Below are 25083 nucleotides of genomic sequence, written 5' to 3'. Positions count from 1 at the left end.
AGCTCGCAACAGATCGTTACAAGTCGTGAATTCCTTCACACGAACGGCCAGCCCCCTGTACCTCCGGCCAATACCGTCCGGACCTCGGCGGCCCTATTCTGTTACCGAGTGTAAAAGAATTCCCGCGCAGCTGCCGCTCGGCGGCTTCGCCAGACGATCAGAGGAGCAGGAAAAATGGCACAAGCGATTGCAGTAGTCGTGGCGGTCACCGGCAGGGCGTTCGCGCGCGACGTAAAAGGCAACCTGCGTCCGCTCAAGGCGGGTGACACGCTGCAGGAAGGCGAAGTGGTCATCACGATGGCTGGAGGCCAAGTCGAACTGGCGATGGCCGACGGGGCCCCGATGACAGTCGCCGCGGATCAGGTCGTGACGCTCACCGCCGAGGTCTCGGCGACGAGCCGACCGGGCCGCGAGGACGCCCAAGTCTCGCAGGATACCGTCGACCAGGTGATCCAGGCGCTTGAACAGGGCGGGAACCTCGACGATCTCGAAGCCCCTGCGGCCGGTCTGGCCGGCGGCGGCGGTGGCGAAGGCAACAACTTCGTGCGCCTGCTGCGGATTTCCGAAGGGGTCAGCCCGCTCGACTTCCAGTACGCACAGGAAACGACGGCACTCCTCCAGCCTGAAGAGCCGGCACCGATTGCCGAAGAGCCGCAAGCGCCCGCAGCGGGCGCGACGGTCACCCTCGGCGACGTCACGGTGTTCGAAGGCTCGGGCACGGCGACGATCACCGCGACCGTCAGCAGCCCGGTCACCGGCAACGACTTGGTGATCACGCTGAGCAACGGCGCGATCATCGTCATCCCGGTCGGCTCCACCACAGGAACCTCCACTCCGTTCCCGATTCAGGGTGACGACCCCTATATCGACGGCGAAACATTCCCCGTGTCGGTTGTCGACACCAGCGGCAGCGGCTTTGGCACGGTCACGCCGACCGGTCCGGCCACCGTGGTGGTGAACGACACCATCGACGAGACCAACTCGTCGCTCGCCGTAAAGCTCGAGGCAGCTCCGTCGCTCACCGAGGACGGCGCCACCCTCACGTACGTCGTCACGCTCAACGCCGCCGTGCGTCCGGGCGACGATCCGGTGACGATCACCTTCACCGACCTCGCTGGCAATACGCAGTCGATCATCATCACCGAGGGCACCAGCGGCTCGATCGATGTATCCATTCCTGAATCCCTGTTCGAGGATGTCTACAAGGAAGCGCCTATCGACCCGCTCGTCGCGACCAATGTCACCCTTTCGGGTGGCTCGGACTTCGAGGCACTTGGTGTCCCAACGGTAGGTACGGTGCAGTTGGTTGACAGCATCGACACCACCACCGTCACGCTGAGCTCGGCCACCAACGGCGAGGCCATCACCGAGGGCGGCAGCATCGTCTACACCGTCACCGCCAGCAATCCGGTCACCGTCGCCCCGCTCGTGGTCACGCTCTCCAACGGCGTCGTCATCACCATCCCGGTCGGCGAGACCTCCGCCAGCTCCGATCCGGTCGCCGTACGTGCCGACGAAGCCTATGTGCAAGGCAGCGAGTCTCTGGCCGACGTCACCATCAGCGGCACCCCCACCGGCGGCAACTTCGAGGCCGTCACCACCGCCGGCACCGTCTCCAACACCGTCGTCGATGACAGCGACCCGACCACCGTCACGCTGAGCTCGGCCACCAACGGCGAGGCCATCACCGAGGGCAGCAGCATCATCTACACCGTCACCGCCAGCAATCCGGTCACCGTCGCCCCGCTCGTGGTCACGCTCTCCAACGGCGTCGTCATCACCATCCCGGTCGGCGAGACCTCCGCCAGCTCCGATCCGGTCGCCGTGCGCGCCGACGAGGCCTATGTGCAAGGCAGCGAGTCTCTGGCCGACGTCACCATCAGCGGCACCCCCACCGGCGGCAACTTCGAGGCCGTCACCACCGCCGGCACCGTCTCCAACACCGTCGTCGATGACAGCGACCCGACCACCGTCACGCTGAGCTCGGCCACCAACGGCGAGGCCATCACCGAGGGCGGCAGCATCATCTACACCGTCACCGCCAGCAATCCGGTCACCGTCGCCCCGCTCGTGGTCACGCTCTCCAACGGCGTCGTCATCACCATCCCGGTCGGCGAGACCTCCGCGAATTCCGAGCCGGTCGCCGTACGCGCCGACGAGGCCTATGTCCAGGGCACCCAGACCCTCGCCCCGGTCACCATCGACGGCACCCCCACCGGCGGCAACTTCGAGGCCGTCACCACCGCCGGCACCGTCTCCAACACCGTCGTCGATGACAGCGACCCGACCACCGTCACGCTGAGCTCGGCCACCAACGGCGAGGCCATCACCGAGGGCGGCAGCATCGTCTACACCGTCACCGCCAGCAATCCGGTCACCGTCGCCCCGCTCGTGGTCACGCTCTCCAACGGCGTCGTCATCACCATCCCGGTCGGCGAGACCTCCGCCAGCTCCGATCCGGTCGCCGTGCGCGCCGACGAGGCCTATGTGCAAGGCAGCGAGTCTCTGGCCGACGTCACCATCAGCGGCACCCCCACCGGCGGCAACTTCGAGGCCGTCACCACCGCCGGCACCGTCTCCAACACCGTCGTCGATGACAGCGACCCGACCACCGTCACGCTGAGCTCGGCCACCAACGGCGAGGCCATCACCGAGGGCGGCAGCATCGTCTACACCGTCACCGCCAGCAATCCGGTCACCGTCGCCCCGCTCGTGGTCACGCTCTCCAACGGCGTCGTCATCACCATCCCGGTCGGCGAGACCTCCGCCAGCTCCGAGCCGGTCGCCGTACGTGCCGACGAAGCCTATGTGCAAGGCAGCGAGTCTCTGGCCGACGTCACCATCAGCGGCACCCCCACCGGCGGCAACTTCGAGGCCGTCACCACCGCCGGCACCGTCTCCAACACCGTCGTCGATGACAGCGACCCGACCACCGTCACGCTGAGCTCGGCCACCAACGGCGAGGCCATCACCGAGGGCGGCAGCATCGTCTACACCGTCACCGCCAGCAATCCGGTCACCGTCGCCCCGCTCGTGGTCACGCTCTCCAACGGCGTCGTCATCACCATCCCGGTCGGCGAGACCTCCGCCAGCTCCGATCCGGTCGCCGTACGTGCCGACGAAGCCTATGTGCAAGGCAGCGAGTCTCTGGCCGACGTCACCATCAGCGGCACCCCCACCGGCGGCAACTTCGAGGCCGTCACCACCGCCGGCACCGTCTCCAACACCGTCGTCGATGACAGCGACCCGACCACCGTCACGCTGAGCTCGGCCACCAACGGCGAGGCCATCACCGAGGGCGGCAGCATCATCTACACCGTCACCGCCAGCAATCCGGTCACCGTCGCCCCGCTCGTGGTCACGCTCTCCAACGGCGTCGTCATCACCATCCCGGTCGGCGAGACCTCCGCCAGCTCCGATCCGGTCGCCGTGCGCGCCGACGAGGCCTATGTGCAAGGCAGCGAGTCTCTGGCCGACGTCACCATCAGCGGCACCCCCACCGGCGGCAACTTCGAGGCCGTCACCACCGCCGGCACCGTCTCCAACACCGTCGTCGATGACAGCGACCCGACCACCGTCACGCTGAGCTCGGCCACCAACGGCGAGGCCATCACCGAGGGCGGCAGCATCGTCTACACCGTCACCGCCAGCAATCCGGTCACCGTCGCCCCGCTCGTGGTCACGCTCTCCAACGGCGTCGTCATCACCATCCCGGTCGGCGAGACCTCCGCCAGCTCCGATCCGGTCGCCGTACGTGCCGACGAAGCCTATGTGCAAGGCAGCGAGTCTCTGGCCGACGTCACCATCAGCGGCACCCCCACCGGCGGCAACTTCGAGGCCGTCACCACCGCCGGCACCGTCTCCAACACCGTCGTCGATGACAGCGACCCGACCACCGTCACGCTGAGCTCGGCCACCAACGGCGAGGCCATCACCGAGGGCGGCAGCATCATCTACACCGTCACCGCCAGCAATCCGGTCACCGTCGCCCCGCTCGTGGTCACGCTCTCCAACGGCGTCGTCATCACCATCCCGGTCGGCGAGACCTCCGCCAGCTCCGATCCGGTCGCCGTACGCGCCGACGAGGCCTATGTCCAGGGCACCCAGACCCTCGCCCCGGTCACCATCGACGGCACCCCCACCGGCGGCAACTTCGAGGCCGTCACCACCGCCGGCACCGTCTCCAACACCGTCGTCGATGACAGCGACCCGACCACCGTCACGCTGAGCTCGGCCACCAACGGCGAGGCCATCACCGAGGGCGGCAGCATCATCTACACCGTCACCGCCAGCAATCCGGTCACCGTCGCCCCGCTCGTGGTCACGCTCTCCAACGGCGTCGTCATCACCATCCCGGTCGGCGAGACCTCCGCGAATTCCGAGCCGGTCGCCGTACGCGCCGACGAGGCCTATGTCCAGGGCACCCAGACCCTCGCCCCGGTCACCATCGACGGCACCCCCACCGGCGGCAACTTCGAGGCCGTCACCACCGCCGGCACCGTCTCCAACACCGTCGTCGATGACAGCGACCCGACCACCGTCACGCTGAGCTCGGCCACCAACGGCGAGGCCATCACCGAGGGCGGCAGCATCATCTACACCGTCACCGCCAGCAATCCGGTCACCGTCGCCCCGCTCGTGGTCACGCTCTCCAACGGCGTCGTCATCACCATCCCGGTCGGCGAGACCTCCGCGAATTCCGAGCCGGTCGCCGTACGCGCCGACGAGGCCTATGTCCAGGGCACCCAGACCCTCGCCCCGGTCACCATCGACGGCACCCCCACCGGCGGCAACTTCGAGGCCGTCACCACCGCCGGCACCGTCTCCAACACCGTCGTCGATGACAGCGACCCGACAACGCTAACCCTGACCGGTAGCGCAACCGTTACGCCTGGGGGGACGATTACCTATGAGGCAACGCTGAACCACGAAGTGCGCCCCGGCGACGCTCCGGTCCTCGTCACGCTGTCCAACGGTCTGTCATTCCAGATCACCTCGGGCACAACCGGGTCCATCACAACGACAGCTCCGAATGATGGAACGACGCCATCCGTCGGCCCGGTTACCGCGACGGCAACCCAGACCGTCAGCGGATCTCAGGGCTCGTTCGAAGCAATTACTGCGGCCGGGTCCGTAACGACCGACATCAACTACACACCTTCGCTCACGACATCGAACCAGACGGTCGATGAAACCGGCGGACTGGACAGCGTTATCGGAACACTCACCGTCAACTACAGCGGAGACGGTGCTGGCACGCTGGAACTGGCCGCCACGGGCGCATCCTGGTCCTCAGCCGAGAAAACTCTGACCGCCAATGACGGCAGCTGGACGGTTGCAGTGAATGGCGACGGCACCTACACCTTCACCCAACTGAAGGCGATGGCGCACCCGGACGCGTCGAACCCGAACGACGCGATCCAGCTGACGATCACGGCGAATGTCGTGGATGGAGACGGGACGCCTGCGTCGAAGACCTTCACGGTTACCGTTCTGGATGACGGTCCGATTGCCTTCGTCCCCTCGACGACCGTGATGCTGAACACCGCAGCATCCACTTTCGCAGGCGCACTCGACCTCGACACCAATATCCTCAACAACTACGGAACAGACGGCGGCACGATTCAATTCGCGTCGAGCCTCGCCGGTAGCACCACGCTGACGTCCGGCGGCCTGCCGATCACCTATGCGATCTCGGCAAACGGCCAAGTCCTGACTGCATCAACCGCAGCCGGGACGGTATTCACCGTAACCCTCGACCCGACGAACGGCCAGTACCAAGTGCAGATGTACGGGACTGTTGATGGTGGGGCGACGTCGATCGACTTCAACACCGCTGGATACAAGTTTACAGGCGGGAACTCGGGATGGGCCGGGTTCAATACCGACGCCAACGACAACAGCCTCGATCTGCTCATCACGCCGATGGTGAAGAACGCCAGCGGGACCTACGTGAGCACCGGAACGGTCAACACAAGTGCGATTGCGGGTGGGGTCGGTGATGGGAACAGTGTCGGCGCCGGCGAAGCAATTCGAATCGACTTCGTCACCGACCTCTCGGGCGATCCGAAGAACCTCAAACCCTACACGTCGATCAACACGAGTCACGCGTTCGACGGCCACTACACGGCAAATGGTACGTCTGCACTCTTCACCGAGATTTCTGGAGGCGCCAAGAAGAGCGAAGTGTTGATCAAGGCCTTTGACGACTTCGATACCGATAACGTGGTCGGAGACGGAGCACAAGACTCGGTGATTGCGATCGGCATCACCTACAACGGAAAAACCCAAATCATTTCGGCTCAGGCGATCGGTACGACAGCAACTCTGTTCATGATCGGCGGAAACCAATTCACAGTGACGTTCGTCGATCTCGACCCGGGTGTCGGAACCAAGTACGAAGTGAAGGTTGCCGGTGTAGTGTCTGACACGCAGATCGCGACCTACACGGCCGACGGCTACAGCAGCATCGAGTACCAGCACTTCAGCGGCGAGGATTTCAAGATCGGCGACTTCGGCACCACCCACCTTACTCAGGGGCTACCGATCAACTTCGGCCTGCCGCTCGAGGTGATCGACGCGGATGGTGACAAGGTGACGGCCACCCTCGATGTCAATCTGGTTCCGAACCATCTGACAACGCAGAACTACACTGCCGCGGCGACGGGTGTCACTGCAAGTGCATCAACCGACGCGCCGCACATTCTCGGTTCGGATTACGACGACACTCTTACCGGCAATGCGGCCGACAACATCCTCTATGGTGGCAAGGGCGGCGATCAGTTGTCCGGGCTTGGCGGCAATGACCGGATAATCGGCGGGGACGGGAACGACACCATCTCTGGCGGCGCAGGTAACGACATCCTTACCGGCGGAATTGGCGCCGACACCTTCAAGTGGGCCCTTGCCGACGCCAACTCCGCGAGCGTGCCGACGGACACGATCAAGGACTTCAACACCGCGGACGTCATTGTCGGTGGCGACCGCCTTGATCTGAAGGATCTGCTGGAAGGAGGGGCGAACGCCACCGATCCGCTGACCGACTACCTGCACTTCAGTTACAACGCCGGCACCAAGGCAACCACGATCGAGGTGCACTCCGGCGGCACCGGAGCACCAGTTGATCAGGTCATCGTGCTCGAAAACGTCGATCTGACCAACGGCGGCACGCTGACCACGGACCAGGCGATCATCATCGACCTCATGAACAAGGGCAAACTCATCACCGACTGACGCCCTGACGATTCGCCCGGCGGCCTCACGGCCGCCGGGCTTTTTTTCGTCCGTACTCCTCGCTCACACCATCCCGCGCAGCTCCCTCAGCAGCACCGACAGCATCGACATCTCGATCGCCTGCGCCATTTTCACGTCGGCAAGCAGGTGGCGGTAGCGCTCGATCTGCGGCATGCGGCGCTCTTCCCACGCGGCAATGAGGTCGTCGGGTTGGCCCAGGTCGGGGGAGGCCTTCAGAATCTCCGCCGCCAGGCTGCGGGCGAGGGTCGACAGGTCCACGCGCAATGCGCCGCGTGCGAGATTCTGCCAGCGCGTGTCTGCCGGCAGCGCGGCGATTTGCGCGCCGAGCCAGTACAAGTCGAGGTGCCCGCCGAGGGTGAAATACACGGCGGCCACCGTTCCCTCGGGGCGGCCGGTATCGGCGACGATCTCGACGAGGTCGAGCGCCGAGTACAGCTCGTCGAGCAGGGCGATGCGCAGCGCGAGCTCTCCGGGCGCCCCCCGCTCGACATAGCGCGCGGTCACGACGTCGAGCTGCGCGCGGTAGTCGTCCGACACGAGGCGGTACAGGTGCTCGGACAGCGCTTTCACGCCGGGGCCGAAGCGGGCCAGCGTGGCCTGGAGGTCGGCGAGCCATTCGCGGTGGCGCAGGAACCAGGTCGTGCCGCGCTGCACGAGGCGGCCACAGTCGGTGATCATCGCCGTCTGGACGGCGTCGTCGACGCGATTGTCGAGTTCCTCGATCGCGCGCCAGATCGGCACCAGGCCGAAGATCTCGCGCGTGGCCATGTAGGCGCGCACGATCTCCGCGGGCGTCGCGCCCACTTCGCCCTGCAGGCGACTCACGAAGGTGGGGCCGACACGGTTGATCATGCTGTTGATGACATGCGTCGAGATGATCTCGCGGCGCAGCGGATGCTTAGCGATGTGCGCGGCGAAGCGTTCGCGCAGCGGTGCCGGGAAGTAGCGCGACAGCGCGCTGCCGATGTAGGGGTCTTCCGGCACGTCGGACGCGAGCACCTCGTCGTAGAGCTCGATCTTGCTGTACGCGAGCAGCACCGCGAGTTCGGGCGTGACGAGGCCGGTGCGTGCGGCAGCGCGTTCGGCGATCTCGTCGTCGAGCGGCAGGAACTCGAGCTTGCGGTTGAGTCGCCCGGCAAAACTCAGGCGGCGGATGAACTCGGCCTGCTCGTCCAGCAGCGCCACGCCGCGCGCGCGCGTCACCGACAGCACCTGCGTCTGCGCGTAGTTGTCCCGCAGCACCAGCGCCGCGACCTCGTCGGTCATCTCGGCGAGCAGGGCGTCGCGCTGCTTGCCCGTGAGTTCGCCCTCGGCGATCACGCTGTTGAGCAGGATCTTGATGTTGACCTCGTGGTCGGAGCAGTCCACGCCACCGGAGTTGTCGATCGCGTCGGTGTACAGCTTGCCCCCCTTCAGCGCGTACTCGATGCGCCCGAGCTGGGTCATGCCGAGGTTGCCGCCCTCGCCAATCACGCGGCAGCGCAGCTCGGCACCGTTCACGCGCACCGCGTCGTTGGCGCGGTCGCCGACCGAGGCGTCGGTCTCGTTCGTCGCCTTGACGTAGGTGCCGATACCGCCGTTGTAGAGCAGATCGACCGGCGCGCGCAGGATCGCGCGGATCAGTTCGGACGGCGTCAGCGACTCGGCCTCGACGCCCAGCACCGCCTGCATCTGCGGCGACAGCGCGATCGACTTGGCGCTGCGCGGCCACACGCCGCCGCCGGCTGAGATCTTCGTGCGGTCGTAGTCGTTCCAGGAGGAGCGCGGCAGCGCGAAGAGGCGTTCGCGCTCGACGAAGGAGGCTTCCGGGTCGGGATCGGGGTCGATGAAAACGTGCCGGTGATCGAAGGCCGCGACCAGGCGCGTCTTGCGCGAGCGCAGCATGCCGTTGCCGAACACGTCGCCCGACATGTCGCCGACACCGACTGCGGTGAAGGGCTGCTCCTGCGTGTCGATGCCGAGCTCGCGGAAGTGGCGCTTCACCGATTCCCAAGCGCCGCGCGCGGTGATCGCCATCTTCTTGTGGTCGTAGCCGGCCGAACCGCCGGACGCGAAGGCGTCGCCGAGCCAGAAACCGTACTCGGCCGCGACAGCGTTCGCGTAGTCGGAGAAGCTTGCCGTGCCCTTGTCGGCGGCGACGACGAGATAGGGATCGTCGCCGTCGTGGCGCACCACGTGGGGCGGCGGCACGACGCGCCCCTGAACGAGGTTGTCGGTCAGATCGAGCAGGCCGTGCAGGTACAGGCGGTAACACGCGATGCCTTCGGCGAGGACGGCTTCACGATCCCCCGCGGGGGGCGGATTCTTGACCACGAAGCCGCCCTTGGAGCCGACCGGCACGATCACGGCGTTCTTGACGATCTGCGCCTTCACCAGGCCCAGCACCTCGGTGCGGTAATCCTCCATGCGGTCCGACCAGCGCAGCCCGCCGCGCGCGACCTTGCCGCCGCGCAAATGCACACCCTCGAAGCGCGGCGCGTAGACGAAGATCTCGTACATCGGCATCGGCTGCGGCAGGTTGGGGATGCGCTTCGGGTCGAACTTGAACGAAAGGTAGGGCTTGAACGTGCCGTCCGCGCCCCGCTGGTAGTAATTCGTGCGCAACGTCGCGCGCACCATTGCGAGGAACTGGCGCAGGATGCGATCCTCGTCGAGGTTGGCAACGTCGTTGAGGGCGTCGTCGATGCCGGCCAGCACCGTCGCCTCGTGGCGGACACGCTCCTCGCTGCGGGCCGGGTCCAGGCGCAGCGCAAAGAGCTCGATCAGCTGACGCGCGAGCCGCGGATGGGCGGCGAGCGTCTGCTGCATGTAGGCCTGACTGAACGTGAAAGCAGCCTGCTTCATGTGTTTCGCATAGGCGCGCAGCACGCTGATCTCGCGCCAGGTGAGCCCCGCGAGCAGGGTCAGGCGGCTGAAGTCGTCGCTTTCGGTCTCGCCGCGCCAGGCACGCAGGAAGGCATCGTGGAAGAGCGGGCGCAGCGTGTCGATGTCCAGCTCCTCGGCCCCCGCATACGCGAGGCCGAAGTCGTGGATCCAGACCCATTCGCCATCCTGGCGCGCAATCTCCGAAGGCCGCTCGTCGATGACCTTCACGCCCATGCGCTCGAGCATCGGCAGGCTCTGCGACAACGGCACCGGCGCGCCCGCGCGGTAGATCTTGAAATTGAGCCGTCCCGCAGGCGCCTCCAGCGGAATGTAGAGGCTCATCGCCAGCCCGTCTGCGGCCACCGACTCCATCTGCTCGATGTCGAACACCGCCATGCGCGGCGAATACTCCTCGCGATAGCCGGCCGGGAAGGCGCTGCCGTAACGACGCAGCAGGGCCATGCCGCGCTCCTCGCCGCAGTGCTCGAGCAGCACGCGCTGCAACTCGTCCTCCCAGCGCCGCGTGGCGCGCACGATGCGCTGCTCGAGCTCGTGCACCTCGAAGGGCGGGATCACCGAATCGCGCGTGCGCACGATGATCAGCACGCGCGCGAGCGCCGACTCGAAGAACTGCACGTCGAAGTCCGAGCTCGCGCCGTTGAAGGCTTCCATCAGCACCGCCTGCATGCGCAGGCGCTGGTCGGTGTTGTAGTGCTCGCGCGGCACGTAGATGAGACACGCGACGAAGCGCGCGAAGGGGTCGCAGCGCACGAAGAGGCGCGTGCGCTGGCGCTCGCCCAGGTGCAGGATGCCCATCGCCTGGTGGTAGAGCTCTTCGGGGTCGATCTGGAACAACTCGTCGCGCGGGTAACGCTCGAGGATCGTGAGCAGCGCCTTCGCCGCGTGGCTCTTGGGCATCAGGCCGGCGCGCGCGATCACCGCATCGACCTTGCGGCGCAGGAAGGGGATGAGCTTGGGGCTGGCGCTGTAGGCGGTGGACGCCAGAAGGCCGATCACGCGGCGCTCTCCGCACACATGGCCGTCCGCGTCGAAGCGCTTGATGCTGAAGCGGTCGATGTAACCGACGCGATGCACGGTCGAGCGCGTGTTCGACTTGGTGACGGTGAGCAGCACCGGCAGATTGGGCAGCGTCGTCTTTAGCTCCGCAGGCAGCGCGCCGAACGACCGCGAGCGCTTATCGCCCTCCATCTCGCGCAGCAGGCCGAGCCCCGACCCGGCGACGATCGACAGTTCCGGTGTGCCGCCGTCGGCCGCAGCCAGCTCGTAGTCGCGGCAGCCCAGCAGCACGAGGTTGTCGTCCATCAGCCACCGCAGGAAGGCGACGCTCTCCTCGATTTCCTCCGCCGGAACCGGCGGCGGATTGTGCTCGATCTCGGCGCTGATGTCGGCGACGCGCTGCTGCATCGCGGGCCAGTCGGCCACCGCCACGCGGACGTCGGCGAGCACGCGCTCGAGGCCCGCACGCAGCGCTTCGAGGTCGCCCGCATCGGTGCGCCGGTCGACCTCGACGTGGATGATGGATTCGTAGCGCCCCGCACCCGCGTCGTCGGCGACGCCCTGATAGACACCCTCGACGTCGCGCACGATGCGCATCACGGGGTGGACGATCAGGTGCAGCGTGAGCCCCTGGCGATTGACCTCCATTGCGATCGAGTCGACGAGGAAGGGCATGTCGTCGTTGACGATCTCGATCACCGAGTGGGTCGATTCCCAGCCGTGCTCCTCGAGCTTCGGGTTATACACCCGCAGACGAGTGCCGCCGCGGTGCTTGCGCGCGAAGTGCCAGTGGCTGAGCACCGCACCGTAGAGGTCATCGACGGTGTAGTCGGCGATGTCCTCGGGGGCGACCTGGCCGAACCAGCAGCGCGCGAAGTCGCCGACAAGTGTCGCCTGGTCCGAGGGGAGCTTGAGTTGGATCTGCTCGAGGATCGCTTCGAAACTTGCGGCACCGCTTTCTGCGTGGCGTGTCTGCATCGCTGTCTCCCGCGTGACGGGGGCTGCGCCGCGACAGGCCGATCAGTCGGGCAGCTGCCCACCTTATCCGCATCACCATACCCGCATCGCGTGCGGCGGGGAAGGGGCGCAGTGCCGCCGCCTCAGCGGAGACCTACAGCGGCAACCCCCGCGGCTTGCGGCCGGCGCGGGCGAACAGGGCGTCGAACACCGGGTTCGGCAGCGCCCGCAGCACGCGCGCGACGACGCCCATCTGCCAGGGCACGACGGCATAGCCGCGGCCGGCGTCGATCAGCTTCGCCATGCGCCGCGCGGCCTCGTCGGCCTGCAGCATGAAGGGCATCGGATATTTATTCACGGCGGTCATCGGCGTCGCGATGTAGCCGGGCGCGAGCGTCACCACGCGCACGCCGCTGCCGCGCAGCTCGACGCGCAGGCTCTCCAGATAGGCGATCGCGGCGGCCTTCGACGCGCTGTACGCGCCCGCGCCCGGCAGGCCGCGGATGCCCGCAACGGACGCGATGCCGACGAGCCGCCCGGAGCCGCGCCGGCGCATCGCCTCGACGAAGGGCTGGAAGCTCGCGACCATGCCGTTCACGTTGGTGCGCATGACGCGCTCGAAGGCCGGGAGGTCCTCGGAGCATTCGGTGAGCGTGCCGACCGACACCCCCGCATTGGCGATGACGATGTCGGGCACGCCGAAACGCGTCAGGTAGGCTTCGGCCGCCCGCGCGAGGGCGTCGGTGTCGCCGACATCGGCCGGCAGGGGGAGATGTTCGCCCGGCAGCTCGGCTGCGAACGCCGCCAGCGCGTCGCCGCGTCGCGCAACGAGGCCGATGTTGGCGCCGCGACCGGCATAATGACGAGCGAAGGCCTGACCGAGGCCGCTGGAGGCGCCGGTCAGGAAAACGCGAAGTCCGGCCGGAGCCGGACTTGCATGGAAAACAGGGCGGGGATCGTGTTTCACGAAAACAGGAATCGAACGGCGCGCCAAAGTGCCGTGGCGGGAGCGCGGCGGCGCCCCGCTACGCGATCGATCAGCCCTTGCCCTTCTCCGAGCGCACGCGCGCAACCAGCTCATTGACGGTCTTGAGCATGCCCTCGTGGCTGCCGGCGGTCGAGGCCGACACCATGAAGCGGCCATCGACGGCCATCATCGGCACGCCACTGACACGGTAGGCCGCGGCGATCTGGTTCGAGCGCTGCACGCGCGACTGCACGCCGAAGGACTTCCACGTGTCGCTGAAACGCTTGGAATCCGTGACGCTGCCGGCCCATTCGAGCAGTACGTCTTCCCTCTGCAGCTGGCGCTTCTGCTCGTGGATCGCGGCGAACACGGCCGGCCCCAGCTTCGACGCTTCGCCCATCGCTTCGAGCGTGTAGTAGATGCGCGCGAGGTTGGTCCATTCGGCGCGGTTGAAGGTAATGGGCACCTTCACGAAATTCACGTCGGCCGGCAGCGTCTTCGTCCAGTTGTTGAGCAGGGGCTCGAAGTCGTGGCAGTGCGGACAGCCGTAGGAGAAGAACTCGATCACCTCGATCTTGCCCGGGACTTCGGTCGCCACCTTGGTCGCCAGGGTCTGGAACGGCTGGCCGGACTTCTGGGCCCATGCAGCGCCGCCAAGAACGGAAAGGGCGGACAGCGCGGACAGTTGCTTGAGGACGGCACGACGATTCATTCAATACTCCCGAGTGGATGACAGGGTCTCAGACGGCAGACCCTGCGAGTTGTTCCCGAAATTTTATAGGCATATCCGCCAGCAGCGGCTGGAGCGTCGCTCAGGGATTGCCCTTGACGACCGTCGCGGTGAAGCCGGCATCCGACAGGCGCGCGCGCACCGGATTCATATCCTCGGGCTTGGCGAAGGGGCCGATGCGCACCCGGTGCATCGTGCGGCCGTCGGCCAGCTGCGCGCGCTGCGCGCTCGCCTCGATGCCGCTCAGCGCAAGCTTGGCCTTCAGGTTGTCGGCTTCGGCGGGGTTCTCGAACGCGCCGATCTGCAGGTAGAGCTTCTCGGGCGCGGCCGGTGCTGCAGCGGCGGGCGCGGCGGGCTTCGCCTCGGTGGGCGCACCCTCGCCCTGCGGCAGGATCTTGTAGAACTCGAAGTCCGGCTTCGCGACCGGCCGGTCGCCCGGCTTGCCCGGCAGCGAGACCGGCGGCTGGTCTCCCGCGGGCGCACGCGCCGCCGCCGGGGCGGGCGCCGTCGGCGTCTGGAAGGGCGAATTGCGCGTGAAGTACCACGCGGCACCGGCCGCGAACAACGCGCCGAGCACCAGTCCGATAAAGATGCCGACGATCACGCCGCCGCGGCTCTTCGCCGGCCGGCTGGCTTTCCTGCTGGGCTTGCGGTCACGACTCACGAAACTCTCCGGCGGTTACATCGACTGCGGCGCCGACACGCCCAGCAGCGCAAGGCCGTTGGCGAGCACCTGGCGCACGGCGGCGGCGAGCGCGAGACGCGCGAGCTTGAGGCCCTCGTCCTCGACCAGCATGCGCTCGGCGTTGTACCAGCTGTGGAACTCGCCGGCGAGGTCCTTGAGGTAGAAGGCGATCTGGTGCGGCGCGTAGTCGGCGGCGGCGCTCTGGATCAGTTCGGCGAAGGCGCCCAGGCGCGCGCACAGCGCGAGCTCGCGTTCGTTCTCGAGGCGCGCGAGGTCGGCCGAGGCCAGTTCGCCGACTTCGCCGCCCCACTGCTGCAGCACCGAGCACACGCGCGCATGGGCGTACTGCACGTAGTAGACCGGGTTCTCGTTGCTCTGACTCTTCGCCAGGTCGAGGTCGAAGTCGAGGTGCTGGTCGCTCTTCCTCAGCACGTAGAAGAAGCGGCAGGCGTCGTTGCCGACCTCACGGCGCAGCTCGCGCAGCGTCACGAACTCGCCCGAGCGGGTCGACATCGCGGCCTTCTGGCCGTTGCGATACAGCACCGCGAACTGCACCAGCGCAACTTCGAGCTTCTCCGGCGGCAGGCCGAGCGCGGCGATTGCGCCCTTCACGCGCGGGATGTAGCCGTGGTGGTCGGCACCCCAGATGTCGATGACACGGTCGAAGCCGCGCTCGTACTTGTTCAGGTGGTAGGCGATGTCCGACGCGAAGTATGTATATAGGCCGTTGTCGCGCTGCACGACGCGGTCCTTCTCGTCGCCGAAGGCGGTGGAGCGGAACCACTTGGCGCCGTCCTGTACGTAAATGTGGCCGCGCTTCTCCAGCTCGGTCACCACGCGTTCGACCAGCCCGGTGTCGAACAGGCTTTTCTCCGAGAACCACTTGTCGAAATGCACGCCGAACTCGTGCAGGTCGTCGCGGCCGTCGCCGAGCTGCTCATTGAGCGCGAAGCCATGGACGAAGGGGTAGTCCTCGCCGAGCAGGCGCTTGGCGTTGGCGATCAGCACGTCGAGGTGCTCCTCGCGCTGGTTCTTGGCCTCGTCGTCCTTGCGCTCGGGCGCGGGCAGCCCCGGCGCGCCGTCAAGGATCTGCGCGGCGGTGAACTTGGCGAAGCGGTCCTTGTGGCCCTCGCGCAGCTCGCGCGCCATCTCGATGACGTAGTCGCCCTGGTAGGCGTTGGGCGGGAAGTCGATCTCGATGCCTTGGAAGGCGAGGTAGCGCAGCCAGGTCGACAGCGCCAGGATGTCCATCTGCCGGCCGGCGTCGTTGATGTAGTACTCGCGCGTGACGTCGTAGCCGGCGAAATCGAGCACCGCCGACAGCGACGCCCCGTAGGCAGCGCCGCGGCCGTGGCCGACGTGCAGCGGGCCGGTGGGATTGGCCGAGACGAACTCGACCTGCACCTTGGACCCGAGCCGCGCGCCGCGGCCGAACTCCGCACCGCGCGCGAGCACCTCGGCGACAACCGAGGTCTTCGCGCCGGAATTGAGCGTGAAGTTGATGAAGCCCGCGCCAGCCACCTCGGTTTTCAAGACTAGCGGCGATGGCGGCAGCTCGGCCAGCAGCATGTTCGCGAGGTCGCGCGGATTGCGGCGCAAGGGCTTGGCGAGCTGCAGCGCGAGGTTGGTGGCGAAGTCGCCATGACCGGCCTGCTTGGGGCGTTCCAGCTGGATCGCGGTGTCGGTGAGGTCGGGGGCGACGCTCTTCAGCGCGGCACGCAGCAGGTCGGCAAGTTGTACTTTCGGATCGGCGCTCATGGCACTCGGAAAAAGAAACTAAACGCGCGATTATAGCGGATCGGCCGGCGAGGCCCGACGCGCACGTGCGGGATAGCGCGCCGCCGCCCTTTCCTCGCGCGGCCCTTCCGGCTAAAGTCCCGCCTTTCTCCCGCCCGGCAATCCAAAGTGCGTCTCTTCCGTCTTGCCAAGATCATCACCGTCGGCCTGCGCTTCGGCCTCGACCAGATGGTGCTCGAAGCCGACCCGAGCGGACGCCTGAACAAGCTGTGGCACGTGGTGTTCTTCTGGCGCCACCCCAAGGCGCCACGCGGCGAACGCCTGCGCCGCGCGCTGGAGTCGCTGGGGCCGATCTTCGTCAAGTTCGGCCAGATGCTATCGACGCGCCGCGACCTGCTTCCGCCCGACCTCGCCGACGAGCTCGCGTTGCTGCAGGACCGCGTCCCGCCCTTCCCGACCGAACAGGCGCTGAAGGTGCTGGAGGACTTCTACGGCAAACCCGTCGACGAGGTGTTCGTCGACTTCGAGCGCACGCCGGTCGCTTCCGCGTCGGTCGCGCAGGTGCATTTCGCGCGCCTGCCCGCCGGCACCGAGGTCGCGGTGAAGATCCTGCGCCCGGGCATCGAGCCGGTGATCGAGCACGACCTCGCGCTGCTCGACACCGCCGCGGCCCTGCTGGAGAAGCTGTGGCCCGAAGCGCGGCGCCTCAAGCCGCGCGAAGTGGTCGCCGAGTTCAGCAAGTACCTGCACGACGAGCTCGACCTGATGCGCGAAGCGTCGAACTGCTCGCAGTTGCGGCGCAACTTCACCAACTCCAGGCTGCTGCAGGTCCCCGAGGTGTACTGGGACTGGTGCGGCAAGTCGGTGATGGTCATGGAGCGCATGCGTGGCGTGCCGATCTCGCAGCTCGATGCGCTGCGCGCGCAGGGTACGGACCTGAAGGCACTGTCTCGCGCAGGCGTCGAGATCTTCTTCACGCAGGTGTTCCGCGACGGCTTCTTCCACGCCGACATGCACCCCGGCAACATCTTCGTGCATGCCGACGGGCGCTACATCGCGCTCGATTTCGGCATCGTCGGCACGCTCAACGCCGAGGACAAGAGCTACCTCGCGCAGAACTTCCTCGGCTTCTTCAAGCGCGACTACAACCGCGTCGCGCGTGCCCACATCGAGGCCGGCTGGGTGCCGGCACACACGCGCGTCGACGAATTCGAGAGCGCGATCCGCGCCGTGTGCGAGCCGATTTTCGACCGCCCGCTGAAGGACATCTCCTTCGGCAAGACGCTGCTGCGCCTGTTCCAGACCGCGCGCCGCTTCGAGATGGAAGTTCAGCCCCAACTCGTGCTGCTGCAGAAAACGCTGCTCAACATCGAGGGCCTCGGCCGCCAGCTCGACCCCGACCTCGACCTGTGGAAAACCGCCAAGCCTTTCCTCGAGCGCTGGATGGACGAGCAGATGGGCTGGCGCGGGATGCTGCGCAACCTCAAGGACGAGGCGCCGTCCTGGGCCGGCACGCTGCCGCAGATCCCCCGCCTCGTCCATCGCGTGCTCGACTCGACTGCCCACCGCCACGAGGTGCAGAGCGGAGAGCTGGAGCGCATCGCGCGCGCGCAGCGCGTCCAGGGGCGCGTGCTGTGGCTCGTCGGCGCGCTGCTCGCGACGCTCGTCGGACTCGAGCTCTACCGCGTCTTCGGCTGAGTGCCACCCGCGGGCGCGCAATCCGTCACACGCCGGATCACGCGCCCCGACATCACCCTGAACGAATCCCCCCGGCCTGCGTCGAACGCATAAGCGCATCGACTATTCGCCCGCCCCCGCCGCGGGCAGGGAGGATGGCCATGACTCACTCCGCGCCGCTTCACGTCCCGCCGCATGCCGACCTGCGCGCCGTCGTGCAGGTCATCGGCGTCGCGTCCGCGCTGGGCGCCCCCGGACACGGACCGGCCGCAGGGCCGGCCGCCCTCGAACGCCACGGCCTGCTGCAGCGGCTGAAGGGCACCGGCATCGCCGCGAGCTGGCAGGAAACCCTCGTGCCGGCCGCGACGCCTGCGCCCGGCGCGTCGATGCGCGAGCGCCTGGACGCGGTGGGCACCCTCGCGCAGCGCGTCGCGGACCACCTCACGGCCCTCGCGCCCGAGGTATTCCCGCTCGTGATCGGCGGCGACCACGCGGTGGGCATCGGCACCTGGCGTGGGGTCGCCAGCCGCATCGCGCCACGCGGCGCGCTGGGTCTGATCTGGATCGACGCCCACCTCGACAGCCACACCGAGCGCAGCACCCATTCGGGCAACATCCACGGCATGCCGCTCGCCGCGCTGCTCGGCGAAGGCGACGCCGCGCTTACGGGCGTCGGCGGCCCGCAACTCGATCCGGCCAACGTCGTGATCATCGGCGCGCGCGCATGGGAGCACGAGGAACACGAACGCCTGACGCGCCTCGGCGTGCAGGTCTTCGACATGGCGGAAGTGCGCGAACGCGGCATCGCCGCCGTGTTTTGCGACGCGCTCAGCGTCGTGCGCGAGCGCACCGCGGGCTTCGGCGTCAGCATCGACCTCGACGCGCTCGACGCCGCCGCCTTCCCCGCGGTGACCTGCCCCGAGAACGGCGGCATCGCGCCCGACGAACTGTGCGCGGCGCTGCTCGCGCTGCGCGGCTGCGGCGATTTCGTCGCGATGGAGATCGTCGAGTACCTGCCCGAGCGCGACCCCGGCGGGATGTGCGCGGACTGGGTCGCGAACCTCGCCGGCGCGGCGCTGGGGCCCTCGACCTACCTACTGCGCGCGAAGGAACGCGAGTTCGGCGCGCACAACTATGCGCCGTTGCCGGTCGTGTTCCATCACGGCAAGGGCATCTGGCTGTGGGACGTGGAGGGGCGGCGCTACCTCGACATGATGAGCGCCTACTCGGCGGTGAGCTTCGGCCACGCCAATCCGCGCCTGCTGCGCGCGCTCAACGACCAAGCGCAGCGCCTCGCGCTGACCTCGCGCGCTTATTCCAACGACCGCCTGCCGCTGCTCATGGAGCGCCTGTGCGGCCTGCTCGGCTACGAGCGCGTGCTGCCAGTGAACACGGGACTGGAGGCGGTCGAGACCGCGCTCAAGACCGCACGCAAGTGGGGCTACAAGGTCAAGGGCATCGCCCCCGACCGCGCGGAGATCATCGCCTGCGAGGGCAACTTCCACGGCCGCTCGATCACCATCGTCGGCATGTCCTCGGAGGAGCAGTACCGCGACGGCTTCGGCCCCTTCCCGGCAGGCTTCAAACGTATCCCCTACGCCGACGCGGACGCGCTCGAGGCGGCGATCACGCCCGAGACCGCGGCCTTCCTCGTCGAGCCGGTGCAGGGCGAGGGCGGCATCATCGTGCCGCCGACGGGCTACCTCACGCGCTGCGCCGAGATCTGCCGGCGCCACAACGTGCTGCTGATCGCCGACGAAGTGCAGACCGGCCTCGGCCGCACCGGGCGCCTGCTCGGCTGCGACCACGAAGGCGTGCATCCGGACGGACTGATCCTCGGCAAGGCGCTGGGCGGCGGCCTGCTGCCGGTGTCGGCCTTCCTCGCCGACGCCGCGGTGATGGACGTGCTCCGGCCGGGCGACCACGGCTCGACCTTCGGCGGCAACCCGCTGGGCGCGGCGGTCGCGCTGGAGGTGCTCGCCATCCTCGAGGAAACACGCCCCTGGGAACATGCCGCTCGACTGGGCGAACGCCTCATGGCCCGCTTCCGCGACGCGCACCTGCCCTGCGTGCGCGAGGTGCGCGGGCGCGGCCTGCTGGTCGGCATCGAGCTCGACCCGGCCCGGCTGCGCGCGCCGCTCGCCGCGGAACTGTTGCTCGCGCGCGGCATCGCGACCAAGGACACCCACAACACGGTGATCCGCTTCGCGCCGCCGCTGGGAATCACCGAAGCGGAACTCGACCACGCTGCGAGCGTCGTCATCGACACGCTCGCGGCTGCCAGCGAGCATCGAGGGCAGGAGCCACTCAAGCCCTGAAGGAGGCCCCGCCCGCCGCACCAGAAAGGTGCATCAATGCCAAGCCGCACAAGGGATCGCGGTCCCCGCGCGGCCGCATTCGTTGCTAAACTTTGCGCCCGCTGTTTTTGTTCCACCTCCACCCATTCGCGCGCAAAGGTCCACGCATGCTGGTCGGCTTCGTCATCGCATATCTCCTGCTTTCGATCGGCGTCGGCCTGTACGCCGCCACGCACGTCAAGAACACGTCTGACTACGTCGCCGCCGGACGTCACCTGCCGCTGTACATCGTCACGGCCACGGTGTTCGCGACCTGGTTCGGCTCGGAAACCGTGCTCGGTATTTCGGCGACCTTCCTCGACGAAGGCCTGCGCGGCCTGTGGTCCGACCCCTTCGGCGCATCGCTGTGCCTGATCCTCGTCGGGCTGTTCTTCGCGCGGCCGCTGTACCGCCTGAACCTGCTCACGCTGGGCGACTACTACCGCATGCGCTACGGCCGCACGGTCGAGGTGCTGTGCTCGAGCGCCATCGTGATCTCCTACCTCGGCTGGGTCGCCGCGCAGATCACGGCCCTCGGACTGGTGTTCAACATCCTGTCTGACGGCTCGATCCCCAACGAGCTCGGCATGTTGATCGGCGCGGGTATCGTGCTCGTGTATACGCTGTTCGGCGGCATGTGGTCGGTCGCGCTCACCGACTTCATGCAGATGACCATCATCATCATCGGTCTGCTCTACATCGCGTGGCTGGTGGGCGACATGGCGGGCGGCGTGGGCACCATCATTTCCCACGCCAACGACGCGGGCAAGCTCAATTTCCTGCCCACGCTCGATGCCAGGGACATGATCGCGTTCCTCGCCGGCATCCTCACCATGGGCTTCGGCTCCATCCCGCAGCAGGACGTGTTCCAGCGAGTTAACTCGGCGCGCGACGAGAAGACCGCCGTGCGCGGCACGCTGCTCGGCGGGTCGGGCTACTTCGTGTTCGCCTTCGTGCCCCTCTTCATCGCCTACTCGGCGACGCTGATCGACCCCGCGCTGGTGGCGCACTACCAGGAAAGCGACAGCCAGCAGGTGCTGCCGCAGCTGATCCTGCAGCACACGCCGATCTTCGCGCAGGTGATGTTCTTCGGCGCGCTGCTGTCCGCAATCATGAGTACCGCCTCGGGCACCCTGCTCGCCCCCTCGGTGACCTTCTCCGAGAACATCCTGCGCGGCACCTTCCCGCGGATGAGCGACCACAAATTCCTGTGGCTCACCCGCGGCGTCGTCGTGGTGTTCGCGCTGCTGATCACCTGGTATGCGACCCATACCGACGAGAGCATCCACGGCATGGTCGAGAACGCCTACAAGGTCACGCTCGCGACCGCCTTCGTGCCGCTCGCCTTCGGCCTGTACTGGAAGCGCGCGACGACGCAGGGCGCGCTGGCGTCGATCTTCGTCGGCCTCGTGACCTGGGTGCTGCTCGAGATCGTCGCCCCGGAAGCGGACGTGCCGCCGCACTTCGCGGGCATGCTCGCGGGCATCGTCGCGATGATCGCCGGCTCGCTGCTGCCGCAGACGCTCGTCAAGCCGACCCACGGTCACGTCGCCGAGCACCTGCACACCGCGCATTCGACCACGCACACAGGACGCTGACGCGCTTCGGCGCTCAGAAACGGTTCGCACCTCGCCCCGCCAATGCCTATGCTTCGATCAGGGGCATTGGCGTTGCGGCGGCATCGTGGCATCGCTGCAACGCCTCCGACGTAGGTACCGGCGTATTACCCATGCGCCGCACCGCGATGGAATACTGCTCCGCACTCAGGGCACGCAGACCCCGATGCTACGAGGAGACGAACCATGCAAGCGATCCGGATCGCCACGGCGAGCGGCGGTGCAGCGTCGGCCGCAAGCCCCCTGCAGCAAGCGCCGCTGACACGGCGGGAATTCCTGAAAGGCACGGGCATGCTGCTCGGCACCCTGGCGATCGGCACGCCGATCGCCGCGCTGGCGCCCTCGCGGGCCTGGGCGCTCGAGCTCAAGGCGCTCGACACCGCCACCGGCGACACCCTGCTCAAGTTCGGCCGCGTGCTGTATCCGCACCCGCAGCTCCCCGATGCCGTCTACGCCCTGCTCGTCAAGGACCTCGACGCGATGGCCGCAGGCGACCCCAAGGTGGCGCAGCAGCTGCGCGACGGTGTCGCGGGCCTCGATCGCGCGACCGGTGGCGCGTTCGCCAAGGCCAAGCCCGCCGCACAACTGGCCGCCGTGAAGGCGATCGAAGGCAAGCCCTTCTTCGCAACCGTGCGCGGCAAGTGCGTGACCGCCCTGTACGACAACGAGATGGCGTGGACGGCCTTCGGCTACCCGGGCGAGTCGTTCAGCAAGGGCGGCTACATCCGGCGCGGCTTCCAGGACCTGAAGTGGCTGCCCGACCCGCCCGCGGACGCGAGCCCGCCGCCCCTCCTGGGCTGATCGACACCCCGCAACCCACGACATCCGGAGGCAGGACATGGCGAAGATCGCATTCGACGACGACTCCGCGGTCGTCATCATTGGTTCAGGCGCGGGCGGCGGCACATTGGCGAACGAGTTGTGCCAGAAAGGCATCAAGGTGGTCGTGCTCGAGGCGGGCGCGACGCAGTCCATCGCGAGCTTCATCAACGACGAGTGGAAATCTTTCTCGCAGCTGGCGTGGCTCGACGCGCGCACGACCTCTGGCAGCTGGCGTATCGCGAAGGACTTTCCGGGGCTGCCGGCATGGATCTGCAAGACCGTCGGCGGCACGACGACGCACTGGGCGGGCGCGTCGCTGCGCTTCCAGGAGCACGAATTCAAGGTCCGCACCCATTACGGCGCGATCAAGGGTGCGAACCTGATGGACTGGCCGCTGACGCTGAAGGACATGGAGCCCTGGTACGACAAGGCCGAGGACAAGATGGGCGTGACGCGCACCCACGGCATTCCGGGCCTGCCGGGCAACAACAACTTCAAGGTGATGCACGCCGGGGCGACCAAGCTCGGCTACAAGGAGGTGCACACCGGACGGATGGCGATCAACAGCCGGCCGCGCGACGGCCGCGGCAGCTGCCAGCAGATCGGCTTCTGCTTCCAGGGCTGCAAGAGCGGCGCGAAGTGGTCCACGCTGTACACCGAACTGCCAAAGGCCGAGGCGACCGGCAACCTCGATCTGCGCCCCGAGTCCCATGTCACGCGCATCGAGCATAACGCGGCGGGCAAGGTCAGCGGCGTCGTGTACATCGACAAGGCCGGACAGGAACAGCGGCAGAAGGCGCGCATCGTGTGCGTCGCCGGCAACTCGATCGAGACGCCGCGCCTGCTGCTGATGTCGGCGAGCGACAAGTTCCGCGACGGCCTCGCGAACTCCTCGGGCCAGGTCGGGCGCAACTACATGCGCCACATGACGGGCTCGGTGTACGCGGCCTTCAAGGAGCCGGTGCACATGTTCCGCGGCACGACGATGGCCGGCATCGTGCGCGACGAGGCCGGCAACAATCCCAAGCGCGGCTTCGTCGGCGGCTACGAGATGGAGACGCTGTCGCTGGGCGTGCCCTTCATGGCGGCCTTCCTCAACCCCGGCGGCTGGGGCGAGGAGTTCGCGTGGTGGATGGAGCACTACAGCCAGCTCGCCGGCATGTGGCTAGTCGGCGAGGACATGCCGCGCGAGACCAACCGCGTCACGCTCAATGCGAACATGAAAGACAAGTACGGCAACCCGGTGCCCAACGTGCACTTCGACGACCACCCGAACGACGTCGCGATGCGCAACCATGCCTACACGCAGGGCGAACGCGTCTACAAGGCCGCGGGCGCGATCCGCACCTTCCGCACGCCGCCCTACCCCTCGACGCACAACCTCGGCACCTGCCGCATGGGGGCGTCGGCGGCCGACAGCGTGTGCAACGCCTACGGGCAGACGCACGACATTCCGAACCTGTTCATCTCGGACGGCAGCCAGTTCACCACCGGTGGCGCCGAGAACCCGACGCTGACGATCGTCGCCCTCGCGATCCGCCAGGCCGATCACATCGCCACCCTGATGAGCCAGCGGGCACTCTGAGCCGGGCGAGGAGAGATCCATGTGCGAATACTTCATCAAGGCCGATCCGATCCAGTACGAGCAGCGCACGCGCACGATCCGCATCCACGGCGTGCTCACGAGCATCCGGCTGGAGAACATGGTGTGGGACATCCTCGCCGAGATGGCGGAGGAAGAGCACTGCACCACCAACCATCTCGTCGTGAGCTTCCATGACGAGATCCTCGCGCACCGGGGCGAAGTGCCGAACTTCGCCTCCTTCCTGCGCATCACCTGCATGCGCTACCTGCGGCGCAAGCTCACCGCGGCGGAGCGTGCCCTCCCAAACGAGCCGGCGCCGGCAGCGCAGGCCGCAGCCCCGCGGATCGTCGCGGTAGCTGGCAGGTCCTGAGCCTGGTCCGCCCCGCGGCAGCCGGCGCCGGAACCCACGCGCCCCCCCGATACACCGGAATTTCCATGGCAAAAATCATCCACAGCATGATCCGCGTGCTCGATCTCGACAAGGCGATGCGCTTCTACGCCGACGTCCTCGATCTGCGCGAAGCGCATCGCCTCGACTTCCCCGACTTCACGCTGGTCTATCTGCGCAACCCCGAGAACGACTTCGAGCTCGAGCTGACGCTCAACAAGGGGCGCGAGGAGCCCTACACCCACGGCACCGGCTACGGGCACATCGCCGTGGTCGTGCCGGACGTGAGCGCGCGCCACGCCGAGCTGCTCGCCAAGGGCTACGAGCCGGCACCGGTGAAGGAGTTCAAGCGCGGCGACGAACTGCTCGCGCGTTTCTTCTTCATCCAGGATCCGGACGGCTACAAGATCGAGGTGCTCGAGCGCTACGGCCATTACCGCTAAGCGC

Annotated in this window: 13 protein-coding genes; 8 read left to right on the top strand and 5 right to left on the bottom strand. The window is 67.4% G+C overall.

The window, feature by feature from the left end:
• Positions 1–174: 174 nt before the first annotated feature.
• Positions 175–7233, top strand: a complete 7059-nt coding sequence (locus tag ToN1_RS14510; RefSeq protein WP_210147821.1) for a retention module-containing protein — start codon at positions 175–177, stop codon at positions 7231–7233.
• A gap of 63 nt (positions 7234–7296) precedes the next feature.
• Here the strand turns inward: ToN1_RS14510 and ToN1_RS14505 are convergent, their stop codons facing one another.
• The 5 genes from ToN1_RS14505 to argS form a co-directional block, all read right to left on the bottom strand.
• A complete protein-coding gene (locus ToN1_RS14505) occupies positions 7297–12114 on the bottom strand; it encodes an NAD-glutamate dehydrogenase (RefSeq protein WP_169207639.1) in 4818 nt (1605 codons plus the stop codon).
• 133 nt (positions 12115–12247) lie between these two features.
• Entirely contained in the window at positions 12248–13060 is an 813-nt protein-coding gene (locus tag ToN1_RS14500; RefSeq protein ID WP_210147820.1) for an SDR family oxidoreductase, read from the bottom strand.
• A gap of 70 nt (positions 13061–13130) precedes the next feature.
• Positions 13131–13772: a thiol:disulfide interchange protein DsbA/DsbL gene (locus ToN1_RS14495; RefSeq protein WP_169207640.1), complete on the bottom strand. Its 642-nt coding sequence runs from the start codon at positions 13770–13772 to the stop codon at positions 13131–13133.
• Positions 13773–13872: 100 nt separating this feature from the next.
• The gene (locus ToN1_RS14490) at positions 13873–14454 is read right to left on the bottom strand and encodes an SPOR domain-containing protein (protein WP_169207641.1); all 582 of its coding nucleotides are present in this window, start codon (positions 14452–14454) and stop codon (positions 13873–13875) included.
• 15 nt (positions 14455–14469) lie between these two features.
• The gene (argS, locus tag ToN1_RS14485) at positions 14470–16233 is read right to left on the bottom strand and encodes an arginine--tRNA ligase (RefSeq protein ID WP_169207642.1); all 1764 of its coding nucleotides are present in this window, start codon (positions 16231–16233) and stop codon (positions 14470–14472) included.
• 147 nt (positions 16234–16380) lie between these two features.
• Between argS and ubiB the strand changes: the two genes are divergently transcribed.
• From ubiB to ToN1_RS14450, 7 genes are all read left to right on the top strand, one after another.
• Positions 16381–17910, top strand: a complete 1530-nt coding sequence (gene ubiB / locus ToN1_RS14480; RefSeq protein ID WP_169207643.1) for a ubiquinone biosynthesis regulatory protein kinase UbiB — start codon at positions 16381–16383, stop codon at positions 17908–17910.
• Positions 17911–18050: 140 nt separating this feature from the next.
• Positions 18051–20207, top strand: a complete 2157-nt coding sequence (rocD, locus tag ToN1_RS24910; RefSeq protein WP_169207644.1) for an ornithine--oxo-acid transaminase — start codon at positions 18051–18053, stop codon at positions 20205–20207.
• Positions 20208–20353: 146 nt separating this feature from the next.
• A complete protein-coding gene (locus tag ToN1_RS14470; protein ID WP_169207645.1) occupies positions 20354–21823 on the top strand; it encodes a high affinity choline transporter 1 in 1470 nt (489 codons plus the stop codon).
• A 204-nt stretch (positions 21824–22027) separates the two neighbouring features.
• Positions 22028–22642 (top strand): twin-arginine translocation signal domain-containing protein, encoded by a 615-nt coding sequence (locus ToN1_RS14465; protein WP_169207646.1) that lies wholly within the window; start codon positions 22028–22030, stop codon positions 22640–22642.
• A 37-nt stretch (positions 22643–22679) separates the two neighbouring features.
• Positions 22680–24248, top strand: coding sequence for a GMC family oxidoreductase (locus ToN1_RS14460; protein ID WP_169207647.1), 1569 nt, complete (start codon positions 22680–22682; stop codon positions 24246–24248).
• Between the two features lie 19 nt (positions 24249–24267).
• Complete coding sequence (locus tag ToN1_RS14455; protein ID WP_169207648.1) at positions 24268–24618, top strand: ribbon-helix-helix domain-containing protein; 351 nt, start codon at positions 24268–24270, stop codon at positions 24616–24618.
• Positions 24619–24683: 65 nt separating this feature from the next.
• Positions 24684–25079, top strand: coding sequence for a VOC family protein (locus ToN1_RS14450; RefSeq protein WP_169207649.1), 396 nt, complete (start codon positions 24684–24686; stop codon positions 25077–25079).
• Positions 25080–25083: the final 4 nt, after the last annotated feature.

The organism is Aromatoleum petrolei (genome assembly GCF_017894385.1).
Classification (GTDB): domain Bacteria; phylum Pseudomonadota; class Gammaproteobacteria; order Burkholderiales; family Rhodocyclaceae; genus Aromatoleum; species Aromatoleum petrolei.
Note: the sequence above shows the minus strand (reverse complement) of the source record. Positions and strands in the feature narration are given on the sequence as shown.